The 23,014-nt window shown below is 41.0% G+C and carries 16 protein-coding genes; 3 read left to right on the top strand and 13 right to left on the bottom strand.

What is annotated here, in order from left to right:
• Positions 1-18: 18 nt before the first annotated feature.
• The 12 genes from VYM24_RS07475 to VYM24_RS07530 all read right to left on the bottom strand — a co-directional run bounded on the left by VYM24_RS07475 (position 19) and on the right by VYM24_RS07530 (position 16,871).
• Positions 19-1,314, bottom strand: a complete 1,296-nt coding sequence (locus VYM24_RS07475; RefSeq protein ID WP_330941889.1) for an HlyD family secretion protein — start codon at positions 1,312-1,314, stop codon at positions 19-21.
• The gene (locus tag VYM24_RS07480; protein ID WP_330941890.1) at positions 1,311-3,497 is read right to left on the bottom strand and encodes a peptidase domain-containing ABC transporter; all 2,187 of its coding nucleotides are present in this window, start codon (positions 3,495-3,497) and stop codon (positions 1,311-1,313) included. Before VYM24_RS07480 ends, VYM24_RS07475 begins: the two co-directional genes overlap by 4 nt.
• A complete protein-coding gene (locus VYM24_RS07485; RefSeq protein ID WP_330941891.1) occupies positions 3,494-4,597 on the bottom strand; it encodes a TlpA family protein disulfide reductase in 1,104 nt (367 codons plus the stop codon). The genes VYM24_RS07480 and VYM24_RS07485 overlap by 4 nt, the downstream gene beginning before the upstream one ends.
• A 131-nt stretch (positions 4,598-4,728) precedes the next feature.
• The gene (locus VYM24_RS07490; protein WP_330941892.1) at positions 4,729-4,929 is read right to left on the bottom strand and encodes a hypothetical protein; all 201 of its coding nucleotides are present in this window, start codon (positions 4,927-4,929) and stop codon (positions 4,729-4,731) included.
• Between the two features lie 90 nt (positions 4,930-5,019).
• On the bottom strand, positions 5,020-6,549 hold the full coding sequence (locus tag VYM24_RS07495; protein WP_330941893.1) for a cysteine peptidase family C39 domain-containing protein: 1,530 nt from the start codon (positions 6,547-6,549) through the stop codon (positions 5,020-5,022).
• A gap of 19 nt (positions 6,550-6,568) precedes the next feature.
• Entirely contained in the window at positions 6,569-6,961 is a 393-nt protein-coding gene (locus tag VYM24_RS07500; protein ID WP_330941894.1) for a DUF3244 domain-containing protein, read from the bottom strand.
• Between the two features lie 130 nt (positions 6,962-7,091).
• Entirely contained in the window at positions 7,092-8,720 is a 1,629-nt protein-coding gene (locus tag VYM24_RS07505) for a tetratricopeptide repeat protein (RefSeq protein ID WP_330941895.1), read from the bottom strand.
• A 748-nt stretch (positions 8,721-9,468) separates the two neighbouring features.
• Entirely contained in the window at positions 9,469-11,019 is a 1,551-nt protein-coding gene (locus VYM24_RS07510) for a vitamin K epoxide reductase family protein (protein WP_330941896.1), read from the bottom strand.
• A gap of 39 nt (positions 11,020-11,058) precedes the next feature.
• On the bottom strand, positions 11,059-11,448 hold the full coding sequence (locus tag VYM24_RS07515; protein WP_217713415.1) for a DUF3244 domain-containing protein: 390 nt from the start codon (positions 11,446-11,448) through the stop codon (positions 11,059-11,061).
• A 115-nt stretch (positions 11,449-11,563) separates the two neighbouring features.
• Positions 11,564-13,270, bottom strand: coding sequence for a hypothetical protein (locus tag VYM24_RS07520; RefSeq protein ID WP_330941897.1), 1,707 nt, complete (start codon positions 13,268-13,270; stop codon positions 11,564-11,566).
• A gap of 144 nt (positions 13,271-13,414) precedes the next feature.
• Complete coding sequence (locus VYM24_RS07525; protein WP_291550059.1) at positions 13,415-14,920, bottom strand: sensor histidine kinase; 1,506 nt, start codon at positions 14,918-14,920, stop codon at positions 13,415-13,417.
• A 277-nt stretch (positions 14,921-15,197) separates the two neighbouring features.
• Positions 15,198-16,871, bottom strand: a complete 1,674-nt coding sequence (locus VYM24_RS07530) for a nucleoside kinase (protein ID WP_291550062.1) — start codon at positions 16,869-16,871, stop codon at positions 15,198-15,200.
• 81 nt (positions 16,872-16,952) lie between these two features.
• Here VYM24_RS07530 and VYM24_RS07535 point away from each other — a divergent pair, with 81 nt between their 5' ends.
• Positions 16,953-18,650 carry a Na/Pi cotransporter family protein gene (locus tag VYM24_RS07535; RefSeq protein ID WP_291550065.1) on the top strand — a complete coding sequence of 566 codons (1,698 nt, stop codon included), beginning with the start codon at positions 16,953-16,955 and terminating at the stop codon, positions 18,648-18,650.
• Here the strand turns inward: VYM24_RS07535 and rd are convergent.
• Positions 18,647-18,808 carry a rubredoxin gene (rd, locus tag VYM24_RS07540; protein ID WP_007211919.1) on the bottom strand — a complete coding sequence of 54 codons (162 nt, stop codon included), beginning with the start codon at positions 18,806-18,808 and terminating at the stop codon, positions 18,647-18,649. The two genes, VYM24_RS07535 and rd, sit on opposite strands and share 4 nt — an antisense overlap.
• Positions 18,809-18,920: 112 nt before the next feature.
• Here rd and VYM24_RS07545 point away from each other — a divergent pair, with 112 nt between their 5' ends.
• Both VYM24_RS07545 and VYM24_RS07550 read left to right on the top strand, forming a co-directional pair.
• The gene (locus VYM24_RS07545; RefSeq protein WP_291550066.1) at positions 18,921-20,216 is read left to right on the top strand and encodes a PAS domain-containing sensor histidine kinase; all 1,296 of its coding nucleotides are present in this window, start codon (positions 18,921-18,923) and stop codon (positions 20,214-20,216) included.
• Between the two features lie 74 nt (positions 20,217-20,290).
• Complete coding sequence (locus VYM24_RS07550) at positions 20,291-23,014, top strand: calcium-translocating P-type ATPase, PMCA-type (RefSeq protein ID WP_330941898.1); 2,724 nt, start codon at positions 20,291-20,293, stop codon at positions 23,012-23,014.

Here is a 23,014-nt window from a genome sequence, read left to right on the forward strand (position 1 = left end):
TATCATAATGCTGGGTTATTATAGATATTTCTCCCACAGATAGCGGAGCGGACTGAGTAGACGTGCAGTTACGCTCCGTTCATCCGTCATGACCTCTGCTGTACCGGATAGTTCTCCCTTAAAGTCCAGCTGCTTGCCGTATGAGGTGCGTAAGTTTTGTGGCAAACTTACCGTGGCAGTATACATATTGTCTTCGCTCGCTAACAGTGAAACGGACAATATTTCCCCGGTGAGGAAGCCAAATTCCATGTATGGATACCCTGTCACACTGATATTAACTCTTTGCCCGGGGCATACTTTGCCCGATCCGCTGATGGGTAACTTTATTTTCCCTATGATGTCACCGGGAGAGGAAGCTACAATAGAGAACACCTTATCTCCTGTGTTGACATTCTGGTTCTTCTGCCAAATATTATTGTAAGATAATATACCACCGGAAGGACTGATAAAGAGATACCCCAATTCCCAATCACTGATGCTCACCTGCAAATCATTGAGAGCAGATTTTAACGAAGTACTTATTGTATTGGCTTCCCGACTACGTTCCATACGGATTTCTACAATATTCTGTTGCAATTGGGCTTCTTGAATTCTAGCGGACGAGAGTGAAGTCATTAATTGTTCGCGTCCCTGCCTGTGATTCAAGTAAGTTTGCTGTGCTTCTTCGTAATCAGCCTTTGATATTAATCCTTTGTCGAAGAGTTTCCTTTCCCGGCTATGGGTAGCGGAAGCTATCTGTACTTGTTCTTCATCAAGTTCAGCTTGTTTATTCAGATGCCGTATGTATTTCTGATATTCTTGCAACTCTTTGCTGGCAGTCTGTTCTTTCTGGGCGTAGAGGTCTATCGACAGAAAATTACGATAATCTGTCAGGCATTTGATGAAAGCGGCATAAGTATTCTGAATGTTTCCGAGTTCCGGTTTCTCTGGAAACACGGCTTGGCAGATACAACTATCCGTCAGTATGAAGGAAGTAATCCTTTCTTTCAGTTCTAATACATGGGCAGTGATGGCAGGATTCTCCAGTACAGCTATGATATCTCCCGCTTTTACGGTTTCACGATCCTTTCGATATACCTCCTGAATTTTTCCACTTCCTCTTGCCACGATCCATACGGGTGGATGCTCTGTAGTAATGGTGATTTCTGTGCTTACGATATCCGGATATTTGAAGAATAAGCCCCCAATGAAGAGTAATGCCAGTACTCCGAAGAATACAGTTATTCCCCATCTGATTAATGCGTGTGGCGGGCGTGTCAATATTTCCTGCACCTCCTCACACCTTAATTCTATGTCTTTCTCTTCATTTTTCATAATTCCAGTTGATTCTTTACCAACCTGTAATATCTTCCTTCCAAAGCTATCAATTCCTCATGTGTTCCGGTTTCTGCTATTCTTCCCTGTTCTATTACAATAATTTGGTTTGCATTTTTCACTGTGCTTAACCGATGTGCCACTACCACGGATGTTCTGCCTTTGAAGAATGTCTCCAGGTTATTCATTATGGTGCGTTCATTATTGGCATCCAATGCATTGGTTGCTTCATCAAAGAAGATAAATTCCGGGTCTTTATATACGGCGCGGGCTATGAGAATACGTTGTTTCTGTCCCTGGCTCAATCCATGACCTTCTTGTCCTATCTTGGTATTGTATCCCAAGGGTAATTCCTCGATAAAGCTATGTATATTTGCTACTTCTGCGGCATGGCGCAATCGCGGCTTATCGATATGCTCCACTCCCGGAGCAATATTTCCAGCTATGCTGTCGGAGAAGATAAAACCATCCTGCATTACTACGCCGCACCGCTTGCGCCATTCGCGAATACTATAACTTCCCAGTGGAGTATCCCCGATGAAGATATCGCCGCTTGCGGGCGGGTAGAATCCTAACAGTAATTTAACGAGTGTTGTCTTTCCGCTTCCACTCATACCTACGATGGCAGTTTGTTTACCTGGTGGAATCACCAGACTTACATTGTCCAATGTTGGGTATTCGCTTAGCGGATCATATTTGAAGTTAAGGTTCTGGAGTCTTATTTCTTTTCCTTTCGGGATTTCCCGTATCAGTTCGCGCGTGGGATCTTCTTCATCCGGTTTGTCACGCACTTCGCTGAGGCGGTTCATGCTGAGGCGTGCATCCTGCATATCGCGTGCAAAAGCGATGAGCTCGTTTACCGGGCTGTTTAACTGTCCGATGATGTATTGCACGGATAGCATCATACCCAGCGTCATTTCCCCTTTCACTACCAGACTTGCCACAAGTGCGGTTATCAGTAGGTTCTTGCTTTGATTAATCAACACTGCTCCCGAATCCTGATACTGTCGTAGAGCAAGGCTTTTGATGTTTACTTTGAATAGCTTTGCTTGTATTCTTTCCCATTCCCAGCGTTTCTGTTGTTCGCAGGTACTGAGTTTTATTTCTTGCATACCGTTCACCAGTTGCACTACCGTGCTTTGGTTGGCACTCTGCTGGGCAAAACGCTTGTGATCCAGTTCGGCACGCTTCTTCATGAAGAGCCAGACGTATGTAACGTACAGGGCGCTTCCTCCCATAAAGATAAGGAATATCATACCACTGTACACCAGTAGCACAATGCCGAAGATGATGATATTGAATACTGAGAAGATGACGCTGAGACTGCTTCCCGTCAGGAAATCCTGTATGCGTTTATGGTCGTTGATGCGTTGCAGGATGTCTCCTGTCATTTTGCTGTCGAAGTAGTTGATGGGCATCTTCATCATTTTGATAAGGAAGTCCGATATGAGGGCGATGTTGATGCGTGTGCCTAAATGCAGCAGAATCCAGCCCCGTATGAACTCTACGGCACTGCTGCTGAAAGACAGCATCAACTGGGCAATCAGTACCAGATAGATAAAACCGAGATTCTGGTTGTTGATACCGAAGTCTACTACCGATTGTGTGAGGAAAGGTAACATGAGTTGTATCATGCTGCCCAGTAGCAGGCCTAAAAGGAGTTGTCCCACCAGTCCTCGGTATGGGCGGAGATAGGAGTAGAGGAAGCTAAAGCCTTTGCGATTCACTTCGTCTCCCTCGTCTTCTATTGTATAAAACTCCGGTGTGGGTTCCAGCAATAACGCCACTCCTGTGTCTTCTTCGTTTTTTCGGGAACTCAGCCAGCAATTGCAGAATTCTTCTTTGGTGTATTTCAGCTTTCCCGTGCCGGGGTCGGCTACCCAGATATGCTTGTCGGTGAGTTTATATACCACGACAAAGTGCTGCTGGTTCCAGTGTATGATGCAGGGTAAAGGAGCTTCCTTGAGTTTTTCAAAACCCACTTGTACGCAGATGCTACGAAAACCAATCTTTTCTGCAGCTTCGCTGATACCAAGCATGGAAACCCCTTCGCGGGTGATGAATGATTTTTCCCTCAATCCTTCCAATGAATAACGCTTGCCGTGGAAAGCGGCTACCATGCGGAGGCAGGTAGGACCACAATCCATGGCGTCGTGCTGGATGTAACGAGGGAAAGATTTCATTGTCTTTCTAAACTGTCTAATGTTTGCATGAGTTGTTCATCAAGCAAATCTTTTGCAATGATTCTACAGTTTCGATCTAATAAGAAGTTTCGCGGGATTCTTTCGATGTCCAAAACTTCAACTGATTGAACATTCCTGCGGTCATTGTCTGTACCTATCACATGAATAAAATCTTGTGTTTTATCTTGTTCTATAGCTTTTTTCCAAGCACTGTGGTTTGCATCAATGGAAACTGCATATATTTTTATATTATTCTGATGTTTATTCAATACTTTTTTTAGATAAATAGTTTGTGCTCTACATGGTTTGCACCAACTTGCCCAAATATCTACAAAAATGTATTTACTTCTTAAATCTGATAACGCTATATATTCTCCATTTAGTGATGGTAATTGAAGTGCTATTCTGCTCCCTATTTGAGTACTTTGTTTTCTTTTTTCATAAATATTCCTCTGCTTTGAAATCTCGTCTAGCCGTTTCTGGGTACTCTTTGTACGTTCGCTTAATGTAGGAGCATTCTTGTATGTAAGTGCTGCTGGTGGGTAATTTGGAAATTTTCGTGCAACGTATTCTCTTAATGATTGAAGACTATCCCTTGATAATGAATCCTTGAAAAACATTTGCAACATAACCCAACTCCCTTTTGCTATCAGTGGGTGCTCAGATGTGTGTATTTCGTTAATATAGCGATCTATTAATAGATGGTTGTAATATGAAATGCTATCTTCAGAAGATTCATTTTTTTTTATCCAATATTTTCTGCTTCCTTTCTCGAAGTCAGTAACTATATTGTGATAATTTCCTTTGCAAGCATTTTTCCACAATACTTCTTTATCATTTGAGGAAAGGTATAATTCTACAGTATCATTCGGAAGCGCATATACATATAATCCTTGTGGTCCGTTTTTTGAGAAACAAATCTTGAAATAGTTTTCATAGGGTGCATATCCTTGAAGTTTTACTGTTTTTTGCCCCTTTTTTATGCTTGCAGAATCCCAAATGGCTTTTTCTGACCCAGATACCCAAGAACAGAAAGACCAAAGGTATACCTTTTGTTCTTCTTCTGTCATATCATTGTCAAGATGAATAATGATTTCCATGTTCTTTTTTTCTGTCAATGAGAAAAGAGTTAGAAACAAACTAATTAGGCAGGATGCATATAAAAGTACCTTCATGTTTTTTGTACGATTTTTATAGGAGTTCTTATTTAATATAAGAACCCCTATGCTTTCTACTTGATTAATTCTTCGCAAACAGCATCTTTACCAATGGCTGCATCAGCTCCTTTTTGAGCTTCTTCCATTGTTAAGTTTTCAAAGTAGGCTTCTTTGCTGGCGTCAGAACCATTGTAGCAATAAATCGTACCACCAGCGATAGCATTCATCTGCACCTTGTTCAGTTTGAACGCTTCAAAATTTTCAAAATTCTTCATATTTCTATAAGAGTTAAGGTGAATAATAATGTTAACAGTAGGAAGCTTTAAGTATCACCCTATTGACTTCTGTTTTGCAAAACAATATCTTTATGTTAATACATACTTTAAATTCTCTATTTGATATATATATGGTAAATAATGTTTGTTTACGATGATGGTAGGTGTCTCATTGATTTGCTGCTGCAAGCAATACAATTGTTGCTGTTTCCATATTTCCTGCGTTTTATCTGCAATATCATTGGGGATATCTTCTATATGATGTGTACTAAACCATTCAGACAATGCTTTCATAGCCTTTTCCCAACCTTCTGTAAGATAGATTGCAATAATTGTTAGTGCAATCTGTTTGCCTGTATTATCACCGGGAAAAGTTAATAGCACTAAACAAATAGGTTGTTCATTGGCTATTTTTTGAAATTGTGAATGTGCTTTTGCGCAATTTTTGCAATTGGGATTAGTAACAAATAGCAATTGATTTTCACCTGTTATGTTGTTATGTAAAACTATGTTAGGTTGAGGAGTTTCTCTAATCTGTGGTTTTAGGGTTAGGAGGGCTTGAAAAGCTTCTGGGCTAAGCAAGTCTGCAAAGTGATTTTTAAGTTGTTTCCTTTCTTCATTATATTTTAGTAATTTCTTTAGTTGTGTCCAGATAACCAGATAAATACAACTGATAGCAAAAATGAGAAGTATTGTCTGGAAAGAAATTGCTTTATTATAATAAGCTTTTAGCAGGTACAAGGTAATGCAGTTACCCCATACTATTAGATTGATAATCATGCAAAGCATACATCCTTTGCGAATTATAAAGAGTTGATAGATGATGGAGTAAATTGTGAATCCTATTGCAATGATGCTACATAATGCACTGATATAAAAGAAATCGTACGGACGTAAAAGGCAGAATAGCAATGAAGTGCTGAAATAGAACAATGATAATTCACCTAATCCTACGTCGATAATACGTGATCCTTTAGAGTGAAGCACTTCATTACAATCTATAACTTTACCAATGTGGCAAAAACTATGTAGGAACTGATGGTTGATGGTTTCTTTATAAAGAATAGCAGCAGAAACAAGAATCCCTGCGCATAGTGTCAGCAAGTAGATAGTCACTCCTGATGAGTAGTTCCTGCTTGCATGATATAATATAAGGAATATAATAACTATGCCTGCTAGCAAAAGTTGATATTGCCTAATCCACTCTCCAACATTCTTTAATCGGTAATTTTTCTCTTGAATAGTTTTCTCTGTAATCTCGCCGACTAAGACTCCACCTGTCCACTTCTGTAAGAATTGTTGTTTGCTTACTCTTATATGCCGGGTGTGGGGCGTAGTGATGATAACATGACCTTTCTCCATCTTTTCTACCAGACAAAAGGGTGAATCATTGTCATTGGTTACAGCAATAAGCGGACTTTCTAATTTGTCGAGATATTCTGCAGGGAGCTGATATACCGCATTGTTGATATGAAGTATATCCAGTGCATCGCTGATACCCCGCATGCTGTTGCCCAACGGATTGTCGAGCAAGCGGCGTACGGTCACCTTGCTCACTTTTACGTGCAAAACACGCAAATAATGATAAAGTATTCCATCAGTGTTGTCAACTCCCAACATGATATTTCTTCTTTAATACTTAAAGTGTAAATTTGCCTTTTAAAGAGGTTTTATCTGAAATAATTTCTATATAATATATTCCTGAATCTTGCAAGGTCATATCAATAGAGATTGCAGCCGGACTTATGTATTCCTGTGAATAAATAGTTTCACCGGTAGATTCCTTAGTAATCTTGATAGTGACTGCTGGTATCATTTCTTCAAAAGATGCGGATACTACTTTATTATATAAGTAAGCGTGCGCAGGTTGTATAATGATACCACGTGTTTGGGGTATGTCTTCCGGGTCTACATTATTGCCTTTTTTTATATCTCCATAAAGACTAATTTCCGTGCCTTTAATAAACTTTTGGGAATATGCGGAAGTTCCCCAAGCAAAAAATGCGATTAAAAGGAATAATAGCTTTTTCATATATATCGTTTATTAGATATTGTTTGCTACAAATATAGCGGGCTTTTATACTGATAGAGTGTATCAAAAGTGTATCATTTCGCTTTATATGATGCATTTTACGCTTATATTCCCCTTTAGAGTGCACGATTTAATAGCTTTTAAGAAATTCTTTTAGCTTGTTTGTACCGGACGGGCAGCTTACCTTTTTTAGAATTTCTTTTTCTTTCCTGTAGATCGTATTTCGCGTTTGCCTTACTATATATTCTAAGTTGGCAATTGGAAAATCAGTCAAAAGCAGGCAACACAGGTGTACTTCTTCTTTTTCTAATTCACACTGGGTTCTCAGTCGGGTAATGGCTTTATCCCAACGTATGTCGGTCTCTACAATGAAACGCTGCCAGTCGTCATCGTTTAACTGTTCTTCTGATTTATCGTATGTTTTGTAAGAGTTAATAATCCTTTCTATTTTAGAGTAAACCTCTGAATGTTCAAGAGCTTCTTTTGCCAACACATTTCGTTCTCTCGTTAGAGCATCAAGTTCTTGTTGTAGCTTTTTCTTTTTTTCTTCATTGTTATGCTGTCGGTTAATATCCTTTTGTAGGGAGGTTATTTCAGCTTCTTTTTGGGTGAGTTCTTTTTTAAGTTGTATGTACTTCTGTTGCAAGTCTTGTTGCTCTCTCTCCAAAAGAGATTGTTTTTGCTCAATGTGCTGTGCCTTTTGTTGGCTTCTTCTTAATACGGCATAGATAATTCCGATGATACAGATGAGCAGAACACTGATCATTATTAAGATATACACTTTGTTGCTTTGAGAACCTATGTTGTTGGTATATTGCTGTTTTTCTACCTCTTTTTCTGCCATAAGAATGTCGTTGCTTTGTTTTGCTAAATGCAGGCTATCCAGATAGAGCGTATACTTCTCTGTCAGCACCAGTGATCTGCCTAAATCTCCTTGCGCTTTGGCTATCTCTGCCAGACGCATATAGGCACTGGCTTTGTTACCATATCCTGTGCTCGATAGACTTTTATTGATATATATAGTAGCGGAATCGTATAGCCCGGCTTTAAAATAAGCGTCACCTAAAAGCAAATAAGCTCTGTAACGCTGCGCTGTGTCGTTTCGTAACGATATATTTAGTTGGGCATATTGAATTGCTTTTTTATCAAATTCCATACTATTGTATAATGAACTGAGTGCGGCAGTTATGCCTGCTTGTACCCGTTTATAGCTTGGGGCGCTTGTCATTTCAAATGCCTTCAATAGTTTTTCTTCCGCTTTAGGGTAATATGATATTCCTCTTTCTATATTAATTTTTCCCTGAAATGATAGTGCTTCCGCCCAAAGGCTTGTGTCATTTTGCTGTATTGCTAGTTGCTCGGTTAACTGATAGATGGAGTCAGCTTGCTCTAATAAGTCTTGCAGGTAATACAGGTAGCCTGCATGATTGTATACTAATCCCTGTAGTTTGGGGTTTCCGGCCTTTTTTGCAAGTGGAATTGCTGTCAGATATTCCTGAACTGCTTTTCCGCACAAATTTGCATCCCTATATATGCACCCTTTGTAGTAATGTGCTTTAGCCTGCATAGGTATATCTCCAATAGAATCGTAATACTGTATTGCAATCCGTATCAGTGAATCATCAGTTTGCACGATATAATTTTTGTCTCTTGCTTGTGTCAGCAATAAAGCATAGTAAGCTTGGTCCGTCTGCGTGCCCAGTTGTTGCGGTTCTATACTTTCCAGTATGTGCAAGGCGCTGTCCGGATACTCTTCCATCACTGAATTTGCTTGTACCAACAAGGCGTAAGGTTGGTGGCATTGAGTACATGAAGTGGATGAAAGAAATCCTAGCAGCCATATTATGATATAGAATATTCGTTTCATTTTAGTCGTTGTAAGGTTGGTTAAATGCAAAAGTATCTTTTTTTTAGAAATATGACTAATTTAATTGTACCTATTTGAGAATACTATTGAAATAATTGCATTTTGTCATTTTGTATTTTTAATTAGCTGAGAATACTTTATTCCTGTACGGTTGCTCATTGTGGCGGAAATATGGAAGTGAAAATAAGCAAATGCCAGGTTGATAGTGTGATATCGAAATGCTTACATTTATTATAGAACTCAAAGTGCCTTAAAAAGTACACTAATAGGTGAAAGTTATGATGCAAATAGGTCCGCTACCTATAAGTAGTAACCCTTTTACCCGTAAGTAGTAACCCCTTTGCCTATAAGTAGTAACCTTATTGACCGTAAGTAGTAACCCTTTTCTGCATAAAGAGCTTTCTAATCTGCAAGTATATGCAATAATGGAGTATCTTTATGCTTTATTTATTCGTAGAATACTCTGGAATGTAAATTTAGAAACTGATGTGTGTTACTTAAAATGTGGATATGCTGTCGTTCTGAACGTAAAAAAATCGATGTTGTGTCTTTTATGTATTTGAAAGCTGTCTTCCTTTATAAGTGTAAATTTAGCCGCCGCTATCTGACACGGCAGCTAAATTTATAGGACCTGTTCCCTTTATTTATCGGTGGCAGGCGTTAGCAAGTATTTCAACTCTTCCAATTGATAAACGCTTGGCATATAATGTCCGTTGATGACAACTGACGGAGTATGACTGATGTTATTCCGTTCGCAGTACTCTTGTTGTTGTCTCCAAAGCAGTTGTGCAACATCGTTAATATTGTATCTCTCTACATCAGGTATCTCTTGAACTTCAAACCATACTTCCAGCAAGTAAGTAGCTTTGTCCCAGCCTTCTGAGAGGTAAGCGCTGAGAATGGTTTGTGCTATATGTGCGCTCAGGCGGTCGTTTGTATAGATAACCAGTGAGATGGATATGTCTGCTGATATTTCCCGGATATGGTGATGTACTTTGGCGCACGCTTTACAATTGGGGTTTACCACTACCATTAACCTGTCTTTTGTGTTATCGGTAGAGTTGTGCAGAGCTATATCCGGGTGGATCATCGTTCTGACTTTAGGTTTCAAAGCCAGGAGTTTCTGAAAAGTGATCGGATTGAGCAGACCGGATAGCTTGTTTTTCAGAAAGTGTTTCTCTTTGTCCGAAGAAACAAGTGCTTTAGCCTGTATCCAGAAAATCACGCAGATAGTGCTGACTGCAATCATTGAAAAGAGAATTCGTATTGAAAACCTCCACTCAAAGTTATTCCTTATGATATAAAGCGCCACGGCAGTCAGCCAGACCGAGAAGGTGGTGAGCATGCAAAACAGGCACGCTTTACGAATAAAGAATATCTGATATATGATGGAGTATAAAGTGAATGCAATTGCAATGAAAACAGACAGGGCTGCCAGAAGATGGAATTCCTTTGGGCAGACAGCTGTGAAAAAGAACATGGTTGTGAAATACATCCACGATAATTCTCCAATACCTATTCCTGCAATATTTGCACCTTTGGATTTGAGTACCTCATTACAATCTATAACTTTCCCTATGTGGCAGAAGCGGTGTAGAAAGTGATTATCTATCATTTCTCTGTATAGAATGATAGTAGAGATGAGAATACCACAGACCAGCGCGGAAAGGTAAAGTGGTAATCCTGTGGGGTAGTTTCTACTCCAGATTGAAGAAAAAACTAAGAGGACGGATATAATTCCCGCAATCAGTATCCTATGTTGCCGGCACATATAATGAATATTGCTGAGCAAGCAGTGAGATTCACAGACTGTTTTCGAAGTTGTTTCGCCAAACAGGACAGTTCCTGTCCACTGGTGCGCAAATAGCTTTCTGCTTATGGGCATGTGGCTGACTTCGGCAGTCGTGATGATGAGCCGGTCCGGTTCTATCTTTTCGACAAGGCAGAATGTGGAATGGCTTGTTTCCAATTGGGTGATAAACGGACCGTGCAACTTCTCCAGATACTTCGGTTGAAGTTGGTAAACTACGTTATTTACATGAAGTGCGTTTAAGGCATCGCTGATACCTTGCATCGTGTTGCCCAACGGACTGTCGAGCAAACGGCATACGGTAGTCCTGCTCACTTTTACGGTCAGTGACCGTAAAAAGTGATGGACTACTTCACTGGTGGCATTGTCAACTCCCAGCATAGTCTTGATTTATAGTTAAAGTTTAGGTTAGGTTCTTTGTTAAAGTGTAAAGTATCCGCTCAACCGGGCTTCTCCCAGTTCAATTTCCAGGTAGTATTCTCCCGGCTCTGTTGCGTTTAAATCAATAGTGATAAGCGTAGGATTAATACTTGTTCCGGAATAAATATTTGCTCCAGAGGCATTTGTAATTGTAATACTTGCCGTAGGTGCATCACAGTTGAAAACTACAGTGACTATATCATTATTAATATAGGCACTGGCGGGTTGAATAATGATGCTCCTGGCTACTGGTCCTCCTTCTTTGGGACCTGCCGGGTTCAGAGGAATCTCTCTTTCATCATCATTGGTCAGAAAGAAATTTTGGGCGTGCAAAGATGTGCTACCCATAACTACTGCTAATACGAAAAATACAAATAATAACTTTTTCATAAGATATACTTTTAATTTGTTATGACGGTGGCAAATTTAGAGAGAATTTCTCCAATAAAAGTGTATAAAAAGTGTAGAAATGTAGAGAATCATCTTGCTGTTGGAGCATTTTTCCCTATTTTAATAGAAATTGTTCTAAGAAATCGCGGAGTGAAATTGATTTATCAGTGCATTTCATCTTTTGTTCCAGTATTCTTTTGCCTTTTTTATATATGGCATCCCTACTACATTCCATTAGGTATCTGAAATGACTGGTGGGTATATCTGTTAAATGCAGGCAACAAAGACATATCTCATCCTGAGATAAGGGATACTTTGCAGCTAAGCGGATGGTAATGTTATTCCAACGTACATCAGTTTCTGCTATTAGTTGTTTCCAGTCTTCTTCATTGAAATGTTCGCTTGATTTATCTGTTTTTTTATATGCTTGAATAATTCGCTTCATCTTTACGTGAACCTCAGAATGTTCATAAGATTCGTTGAGCAAGGCTTGGCGCTCTGTTTTCAGTCTATGCAGTTCTTCTTTTAAACTGTCCCTTTCAGCTTGATTGTTGTTGTGCCGTGCTATTTCTTCTTGCAAAAGATTGATTTGTTCGTTCTTCTGTTGGAGTAAATCTTCTAATTTCTTATTTAGCTCTATTTCCTTTTGCTCGAAATTGCTTTTTTCCTTCCTATGTTTTTTCCATAAAATGAAGAATAACGATAGGAAAATCGCTATTCCGGTGATCATATAATAATAGAATTGGTTTAAATTAGCTTTGTATTCTAATTGTTTACGTTGTATTATGATATTTTTCTCAGTTGTGACAATTGCTACATTCTGTTGTTTTTGTTGAACACGATTCAGATAGAAAGAATATTTTCTTTCCATTTCGAGTGCTGTTTCTAATTTCCCTTGCTTTTTTGCTATATCAGCTAAACGCATATAAGCACCAGCCTTTGTGTATTCATCTTCACTGCAAAGGCTTTTATTTAGATAAATGGATGCAGAATCATATAAGGCTGTTTTGTAGTAGGCATCACCTAAAACTAAATAAGCCCTATCTAAGGTGTTTGAAGTTTCTTGATTGTTGAGGTTTAACTTGGCAAATTCTACAGCCTTTTCTCCCATATTCATGCGTCCATACAGTAGACTTAATGAATAAGCTGTTTTAGCTACCATTTTTTTTTGAGCAATATGGCGTGATATTTTAAAAGCATGAAGTATCTTCTGTTCCGCTTCATGGTAGTACTCTTTTCCTCTGTCAATAGCAATCATACCCCGTTGTGATAAAGCATCTGCCCAAAGACCGGAATCTTTTTCTTGAATAGCTATTGTCTCTGTAATTTGATAGATTGAGTCAGCCTGTTCATATAATTTCTGTAGAAAGTATAGGTTGGCTATATTATTGTATATATATCCGGTTAGCTTATGGTCAGAAGCCTTTTGAGCATAAGATATAGCAGTGAAAAATCTGCCTAAAGCTTGTGGATAGATTTCTCTGTTCCTCCAAATGCATCCCCAGTAATAATGTGCTTTTGCCTGCATAGATGTACTTTTAATGGAATCATAATATTGCACTGCTATACGTATAAGAGAGTCATTTTCTTGGAATATGTAGTTCTTATCTTGTACTTGTGTCACTAATAAAGCATAGTATGCCCGATCTTCTAATGAGTTAAGTTCTTCTGGTCGAATCTTTTCTAAAAAATATAAGGCGCTGTCCGGGAACTTTTGCATGAGAGAATCAGCTTGTACAAGTTGGGCGTTCGGACTGGAACGGGTACAAGCCGCTAATATGCAATATGCGAGTAATAGCGTAGCTAAGACAGTGGCTTTCATTGGTTTATCATTTGTTGTTGCAGCCTGCAAAAGTACCCGTTTATAATGATAAAACAATGTAATGTCGGTCTGTAAAATCAATAGCCCCTATTCCTGAAAGGAAGTTCAGAAATAGGGGCTATTGATTTGAAGTATGTTTTTTTGTCAGGTATGTAACTCCAGAACAAAGCGGCAACCCTTGGTATAGCTACTGTCCAATGTCAGACTACCATTCATTTTTGTGGCAATCAGAGAGCAGATGGGTAATCCTAAACCATCCCCTTCTGTAAGGTCTTTCACTTTGGTGAAAGGTTTGAACAAGTCTGCTTGTTCCTCCTCGGCAATACCACTTCCCGTATCACTGACAATAAATTGGTGGGTGTGTGCTCCGCGCTTTTTAAAATCTAACCAGATTTTGCCACCTTCAGGGGTAAACTCGGCTGCATTATTCAACAAATGGAGCAGAATGCGTTCAAGCTGCTCAGGATTGGTCTTGACGCTGAGTTTCGGTGCGTTCACGGCAGTAGCTATGTCTGACTTCAAGCCGCTTTTGATTTTATCCATAACACTTTCACAGAAAGTATTAATATTGATTTCACGCATTTCGTAAGCTTCAGAGAGCGTACTTTCTAAATCGGACAACTCCTGAATGTGTTCAGCAAAGCCTTTCAGCGCACGGACGCCCGGTAAGGTAGTATCCAGAGTATTCAGTGTCGGCTCCATTTGTGCGGAGATATTCTGGATAAACTTAGTTTTCAGTTCATTGTGCTCATTGGCTATCTGGATAGCTTTCTTTTGCTTCCGGGTAAGAAGGACAAAACGCAGCAATACGATACCAGCTAATACCAGCACGGCGGCCAGTAGTCCGGCAAGGATGCAAAGGCCGATGATAATGTATTGTTTGGCAGAGAGTGAGCTGTCTTTTTCCTCAATAGTTTGCAGGCTATCGTCATATTTACGTTTCAGCACGTTCAACTCATCCTGGGCAGTAAGAGCTTTTACAGAGTCAGTCCAAAGGATATATTTGTCGTACGTACGGGCTACCAGTCCGGCATTGTTTGCCTTACGGGCAATATCGATCAGGGTTTTATATGACTCGTCTACCTTTGCATAATTCTTCTGTTCCTTGTATTGACCGATCAGACGGTTGATATAAGCGTCCCCTTGTGAGTTCATCCCAAAGGTATAGTAGTAATTGGCTTGGGTATAAAGCAAATCATTGCTGAGTGAATCATTTTTTGCTGCCTTGGCTGTCTCTTCCAATTTGGCCAGTTGTTCTTTGGCACGGGCGGGATTCTTGAGGTTGATATACATTTGCAGGCGTTCCTTGTTGATACGGAAACGCAGGTCGGGCATCGTCTTGCCACTTTTTTGCTCACCGTCTGTAACCAATAGTTCGGCACCGCGCAATAGTTCGAAAGCTTCTTTATAATAGTTTTCCCGATGGTAGAGAGCACTGGCGTTGACGCCACATTCCACCGCTTTGTCATACTTTGCTTGGGAGGAGAAAGCATTGTAAGCCTGAAGGAAAAGATAGCGGGCTTTGATATATTCTTTTTTTGCGAGATTTTCCTGTGCCTGTTTCATCAGTTCATCGGCACGGTTCTGTGAATAGGCTTGACTGCAAATGCAGAAAGCGGCTAAGAAGAGTAGGGTAATTATCTTTCTCATATATGATTCTTTTTATTTGCTTACAAAGTTAAGACATTCTTCTGTAGGTTGTACAAGAAAAGTGCTTAAAAACTTGGTTTATCTCATTTTTTTGATGATTAGGGTATATGAAATTATATTCTGCTCCGTACGATCTCCGTATGATCTCCGTACCTGCTCCGTGTTATCTCCGTATCTTCTCCGTATACGCTCCGTACCTTTTCCATACCATAGAGTACGGAGTAACTACGGAGCGGGTACGGTGCAGGTACGGCTCGGGTAGGGCAGATGTCAGGGATTAGTATTTGAAACTGCTTCCTCCCAGGAATTCACGCAGAAGTGATGTCGGCGGGATTTCCTTATCTTGTACTGGAGTAAAGTACTTGATGAATTTCAGCAATCGGTATGCTTCGGCATACTCCGGGCAGTTGCGTGGCACACTGGTCAGTATGGGTTCGGCATGACAACGCAGTACGGCAAACTCAAACAACAGCGCTGAGTTGAACATTACATCAGCGTTTTCCTGATAAGGGAAGATCCATTTGTCTTCTCCAGCTCGTACACTGGGCCAGCGGGAAATAGTTTCCCGCGCTGAGTAACCACGGTAGTTGAAGTCGCGGATGATACGGCGCAACAAACGGTTGTCTGTTGTGGGAATCCAGTTGTGATCGTCCAGAGAAATGGTAGTCAGGGCAGATACATAGATCTTATATTTGTTTTCTGCCGGTATCTGCGGAGTGAGTTCCGGGTTCAATGCATGAATGCCTTCCAGGATGAGGATGGTATGTTCGTCAATCCGTAACTTGTCCCCTTTGTATTCCCGTTGTCCGGTAGAGAAGTTGAAACTCGGTAGATCAATTTCTTCGCCTCTCAGCAAAGCTTTCAGGTCTTCCTCGAATTTTTTGAGGTCGAGTGCATACAACGATTCGTAGTCATAATCTCCGTTAGCGTCTCTCGGAGTGTCTTCGCGGTTCACAAAGTAATTGTCCAGAGCGATGGGGTATGGACGAAGCCCGTTTGTCATAAGCTGTACGGAAAGGCGCTTGCTGAAAGTGGTCTTACCTGAAGAGGACGGACCGGAGATAAGCACCAGTTTCACGCGGTTGCCATTTTCGCCCCGATTATAGATATCATCGGCAATCTGGGCTATTTTCTTTTCTTGCAGTGCTTCAGCCACATTGATCAGGTCGGTGGCATGTCCTTGCTCGCAGGCAAGATTGAAGTCTCCTACATTACCCAATCCCATGATGTAATTCCAGCGAAGATGTTCTTTGAAGACATCAAGCATTTTTTCCTGCTTTACTACTTCTTCCAATACGTTGGGATTTTCTTTGTTGGGGATACGTAATAGCAGACCATCGTAATACTTCACGATGTCGAACAGCCAGATAAAACCGGTGCTGGGTAACAGGTTGCCATAATAATAATCAATGGTGTCGCCTAACGAATAATAATAGGTATAAATAGAGCCGGATGTTTCCAGCAGCTTTACTTTGTCCGTCATTCCCCGTTCGTTGAAGATACGTACAGCTTCGGTAGTATGACATTCCGTGCGACGGTATATGATATTTTCATCTATGATTTCCTGCATACGCTTTTTAATAGCGGATACATCTTCCAGGGTAATAGCACGTCCGATGCGCAGATTGCAGAAATAGCCTTTGGATACAGGATGTTCCACAAACAGTTTACCGTCCGGAAACAGTTCACTGACCGCTTTGTATAATACGAAACAGAGGCTGCGCACATACGTACGCAAACCGGATGAGTCGCGTATATCGAGAAATTCTACGTCCTTATTATTATATACCCGGAAATTCAATCCTTCGGACCGGTTATTAACTTTCGCACTGACAACCTGATAGGGAAAATTAAGATTAAAACCGTAATAAATATCCAAAAGTGAACTCCCGATGGGGAATTCTTTAGAAATATTATTATTTTTGCAACAAATTTGTAACATGTGTTTCATGACGTCTCCTTTTTAGGTGATTAATACGTTAAATATAGATATAATAACAAATGTGGCATAAAACCTTCTAATTAATTAAAGATGGAATATTCTTTTTATGATTTTTTAAAGCTGCTTGGCTCACTGGCATTATTCCTGTACGGAATGAAGATAATGAGTGAAGGACTTCAAAAGTTTGCCGGTGACAGGCTCCGGAAAATTCTAACGGCAATGACTACCAACCGGGTAACCGGAGTACTGACGGGTGTGCTGATCACGGCACTGATTCAATCCTCTTCCGCAACTACCGTTATGGTAGTGAGTTTTGTAAATGCCGGACTGCTGACCTTATCCCAATCCATAGGCGTAATAATGGGAGCCAATATCGGTACTACCGTTACAGCATGGATCATTTCGGCATTAGGCTTCAAAGTCGATATAGCCGCTTTCGCACTTCCTCTTCTTGCCTTTGGTATTCCTCTTCTCTTCTCTCAAAAAAGTCATCGTAAGTCTATCGGTGAATTTATTTTCGGTTTCTCTTTCCTCTTTATGGGACTTTCCATGCTGCAATCCAATGCGCCGGATTTGAAAGCAAATCCGGAAATGTTGGCCTTTGTGCAAAGCTATACCGATATGGGATATATTTCTATTCTGTTGTTTGTGTTTATCGGTACTATTTTGACTATGATTGTGCAGGCGTCGGCGGCAACGATGGCAATTACGCTTATCATGTGTGCTAACGGATGGATTAGCTTTGAATTGGGGGCTGCATTGGTATTGGGAGAGAATATTGGTACCACCATTACTGCCAATCTTGCCGCATTGACCGGTAATACGCAGGCGAGGAGGGCTGCATTGGCTCATTTGGTGTTCAATGTCTTCGGCGTTATCTGGGTACTTTGCCTTTTCACTCCGTTTACGAGTGCCGTATCTTGGTTTGTGGAAAACGTGATGGGAACGAAAGACCCTGCCGTAGCTGTTTCATTTAAGTTATCAGCATTCCATACTTGCTTTAATATCTGTAATGTGTTGTTGCTGATCTGGTTCGTGAAACTGATAGAGCGTACGGTTTGTGCCATTATTCCGCAGAAGGAAGCTGACGAGGAATATCGTCTCCGCTTCATTTCCGGTGGTATGCTTTCTACAGCGGAACTTTCCATTTTGCAGGCACGCAAGGAAATTCATCTGTTTGCGGAACGTACTCACCGTATGTTCAATATGGTGCAGGACTTGTTGCATACGGATAAGGACGATGATTATAATAAGCTGTTCAGCCGTATCGAAAAATATGAGAATATCAGTGATAATATGGAGTTGGAGATAGCCAATTATCTGAACCAGGTGTCTGACGGGCGTTTGAGTTCGGAGAGTAAGCTTCAGATTCGTGCAATGCTTCGTGAAGTAACTGAAATTGAGAGTATCGGTGATAGCTGTTATAATCTTGCGCGTACTATCAATCGCAAACGCCAGACTAATCAGGACTTCACGGAAAAACAATATGACCATATTCACTTTATGATGAAACTGACGGATGATGCGCTGGCACAGATGATTGTCGTTGTGGAACGTTCCGACCACCAAAGTATTGACGTGAATAAGTCATTCAATATTGAGAATGAAATTAATAACTATCGCAATCAGCTGAAGAATCAGAATATTCTGGATGTGAATAACAAGGAATATGATTATCAGATGGGCGTTTACTATATGGACATTATCGCCGAGTGTGAGAAACTGGGTGATTATGTGGTGAATGTAGTAGAGGCAAGCAGTGATGTAAAAGAAAAGAAAGCGTCTTAGGACGCTTTCTCAAATTCTTCTTTTCCAACTCCGCATAGCGGGCAAACCCAATCTTCAGGAAGGTCTTCAAACGATGTTCCCGGCTCGATGCCGTTTTCGGGATCGCCCAATTCAGGGTCGTAAACGTAGTCACAAACGGTGCAAATGTACTTGTCCATAAAACTATTTTTTAGGTTTTCTTTATAAATAACAATAAATCTCGCCCTTTTGTTTCCGGTTTTGATTTGAAAGAGATATATTTGTTTCGTATTTATTGTAAATGAACTCTTTATGACGATACTCATTCTGGTCGGTATGGCGGTGCTTGTAGGAGTACTGTTGTTATATGTATTTGAACTCGGTAGAAGTAGACGCCTGCTGCTTAAAGCGGGAAATGCCAGGAAAGCACTACGCGGTTCCGAAGAACTGTTCCGTTCTATTATGCAAAATGTCCATGCTTTTATTCTTTTGATAGACAGGGATTTTGTTGTTACCCGGACGAATTACTATGATATCACCAAAGCCCGTAAGCCGGAAGGCAGACTGGCTCGTGTGGGCGATTTATTGCGTTGTAACAATGCATTGTCTGCCGAAGGCGGTTGCGGAACACATGAACTTTGCGGCAGTTGCCCCATCCGAAAGAAGATCGAGGAAACATTTCGTGCTAAAAGTAGTTTCACGGATTTAGAAGCTGTACTCGATATACGGGATAGGAGAGGCGAAGTATCGGAATGTGATGCGTATGTTTCCGGTGAATACATGGAAATAGACGATAAAGAGGGGATGGTAATTACTGTGCATGATATTACCCGACTGAAGAAAGCAGAGGCGGAATTGAACAGAGCCCGTGAAAAAGCGGAGAATGCAGATCGCTCTAAATCAGCTTTTCTTGCCAATATGAGTCATGAGATACGTACACCGTTGAATGCCATTGTCGGTTTCTCTGAATTGCTGGCTTCTGCCGGTACGGAAGAGGAGAAGACGCAGTTTCTGGAAATAGTGCATTCTAATAACGAGTTGTTGCAGCAGTTGATTGCTGATATTCTTGACCTTTCAAAAATAGAAGCGGGTACATTGGAATTTACATTCTCAGAGGTGGATGTCAAGCAACTGATGTTTGATATAGAACAATTGTTCCGTATGAGACTGGAAGATAAATCTGCTGTTATTCAGATAATCAGGGAAACGCCTTCTGATGAATGTATTATGTATACAGACAGAAACCGTTTGCAACAAGTGATTTCCAATTTTATGACCAATGCTGTGAAGTTTACAGATGAGGGAAGTATTACTTTTGGCTATAATAATTGTGCTGAAGGTCTTTATTTCTATGTGAAGGATACCGGAAGCGGTATCCCGGAGGATAAGGTCAATCATATTTTTGAACGTTTTGTCCGGGTAGAGCAAAATAAAAAAGGTACCGGTCTGGGGCTGGCTATCTGCGAAATGATTGTCCGTAAATTAGGGGGCAAGATTGGTGTGGAATCTGAATATGGTAAAGGATCCACGTTCTGGTTTACCCTCCCGATTAATGGACGCCAGATAAAGGAGCAAGGCACGGAGATTGATGGCAAGACTAACTTATAAAAAGATTTAATAACATTCGCTATCCCAAATTAATATTGTACTTTTGTGGCTCTTAATTAAAGCTAACAATTTGCATGACTGCGATGAAGGATGATTTTTATCATGGCGGACTTACTGACGATGAAGTAAGAAAAAGCCGCGAAAAGTACGGAGTCAATCTGTTAACGCCCCCCAAGCGTCCCTCCCTGTGGAAGTTATATCTTGAAAAGTTTGAGGATCCTGTTGTCAGGGTGCTTTTAGTGGCTGCGCTATTTTCTTTGATCATCTCGATCGTAGAGAATGAATATGCTGAGACAATCGGTATTATTGTCGCTATATTGCTGGCTACGGGAATCGGTTTCTTCTTTGAATATGACGCCAATAAAAAATTTGATCTGCTGAATGCGGTAAATGAGGAAACTTTGGTGAAAGTTATCCGTAATGGTCGTGTGCAGGAAATTCCTCGGAAAGATGTGGTGGTAGGAGATATTATTGTCCTGGAAACAGGAGAAGAAATACCAGCTGACGGTGAACTGCTGGAAGCCATATCTTTGCAGGTTAATGAATCAAATCTGACCGGTGAACCCGTTATAAATAAAACGACTGTAGAAGCGGATTTTGATGAAGAAGCTACGTATGCTTCCAATCGTGTGCTGCGTGGTACTACCGTTGTGGACGGTCATGGGACAATGCGAGTGCTCAGTGTGGGCGATGATACGGAAATCGGAAAAGTGGCCCGACAAAGTACGGAACAGAGTACGGAACCTACTCCCCTGAACATACAGCTTACCAAACTTGCCAATCTGATTGGTAAGATCGGCTTCTCGGTGGCCGGACTGGCATTTGTCATTTTCTTTATTAAAGATGTAATACTGGTATATCCCTTTTCAACCTTCCACACTTTTGCAGACTGGCTTCCGGCATTGAAAGCTACCCTGCAATATTTTATGATGGCAGTAACCCTGATTGTGGTTGCAGTGCCCGAAGGGTTGCCGATGAGTGTGACACTCAGTCTGGCATTGAATATGCGCCGTATGCTTTCTACCAATAATCTGGTTCGCAAAATGCATGCTTGCGAGACGATGGGGGCAATTACAGTGATTTGTACGGATAAGACGGGTACATTGACTCAGAATCTGATGCAAGTTTATGAGCCGAGCTTCTATGGTTTGAAAAATGGCGGAGAAGTCGGTGAAGATGATATCAGCAAACTGGTGGTAGAAGGTATCAGTGCCAATTCTACTGCTTTTCTGGAAGAAATAGCCGAAGGTGAAAAACCGAGAGGAGTCGGAAACCCGACAGAGGTAGCCTTGCTCTTATGGTTGAATAGCAGGAATCGGGATTATCTGGAATTACGTGAGAATGCTCCGGTTGTGGATCAGTTGACTTTCTCTACAGAACGTAAATTCATGGCGACTTTGGTGAAGTCTCCTTTGATGGGTAAGAAGGTATTGTACGTGAAAGGTGCTCCTGAAATTGTTTTAGGCAAATGTAAGGATGTTATTCTGGACGGCAAACGGGTAGATGCGGTAGAGTATCGCTCTACGGTAGAAAAACAATTGCTGGGTTATCAGAATATGGCGATGCGTACTCTTGGTTTTGCTTTCAAGATAATCGATGAGGACGAAGAACCGTGTTGTGCGGGCAACACCTCGGACGGTAATTGTCAATTGTCAATTGTCAATTGTCAATTAGTAAAAGATTTGTCATTCCTGGGTGTGGTTGCTATCAGTGACCCTATCCGTCAGGATGTGCCTGCGGCAGTTGCGAAATGCCAGTCGGCCGGTATTGATATCAAGATTGTTACGGGAGATACACCGGGTACGGCTACGGAAATTGCACGCCAGATTGGTTTGTGGAAACCGGAAGATACGGAACGTAACCGGATAACAGGGGCTGCTTTTGCGGAACTGACAGATGAAGAAGCATTGGACCGTGTGATGGACCTGAAAATTATGTCGCGTGCACGTCCTACAGACAAGCAACGTTTGGTGCAGTTGTTACAACAAAAAGGTGCAGTGGTAGCCGTAACGGGAGACGGTACAAATGATGCTCCTGCACTGAATCATGCACAGGTGGGGCTTTCTATGGGTACGGGAACGTCTGTGGCCAAGGAAGCCAGTGACATAACCTTGCTTGACGATTCCTTCAATAGTATCGGTACTGCTGTGATGTGGGGACGCTCGCTATACAAGAATATCCAGCGCTTCATTGTTTTCCAGTTGACTATCAATTTTGTGGCTTTGCTTATCGTTTTGCTTGGTTCGTTGATAGGTACGGAATTACCGCTGACTGTAACTCAAATGTTGTGGGTAAATCTTATTATGGATACTTTTGCTGCTTTGGCTCTGGCTTCTATTCCGCCCAGCGAGAGTGTTATGCAAGAGAAACCGCGCAGTAGCAGTGACTTTATTATTTCGAAAGCTATGCGCTCCTATATTTTAGGTGTAGGTGGTGCTTTCCTGATTATACTAATGGGAATGTTGTACTGGTTTAATCATGCCGAGAGCGGTATGACACCAGAACGTTTGACCATATTCTTCACATTCTTCGTGATGCTGCAATTCTGGAACCTTTTCAATGCACGTGTGTTTGGTACTACAGACTCCGCTTTCAAAGGGATTTCCAAATCGTATGGTATGGAACTGATAGTGCTTGCTATTTTAGTAGGACAGTTCCTTATAGTACAGTTCGGTGGTGCTGTATTCCGTACTGTGCCTCTTGATTTAGTCACTTGGGTGATTATTATTGCTTCCACTTCACTGGTATTGTGGGTGGGTGAGGCGATACGTTTCATCCGACGTTTAACTCAGAAATAA

Origin of the sequence: Bacteroides sp. MSB163, from assembly GCF_036416795.1 — a bacterium.
In the GTDB taxonomy this organism is placed as follows: Bacteria; Bacteroidota; Bacteroidia; order Bacteroidales; family Bacteroidaceae; genus Bacteroides; species Bacteroides maternus.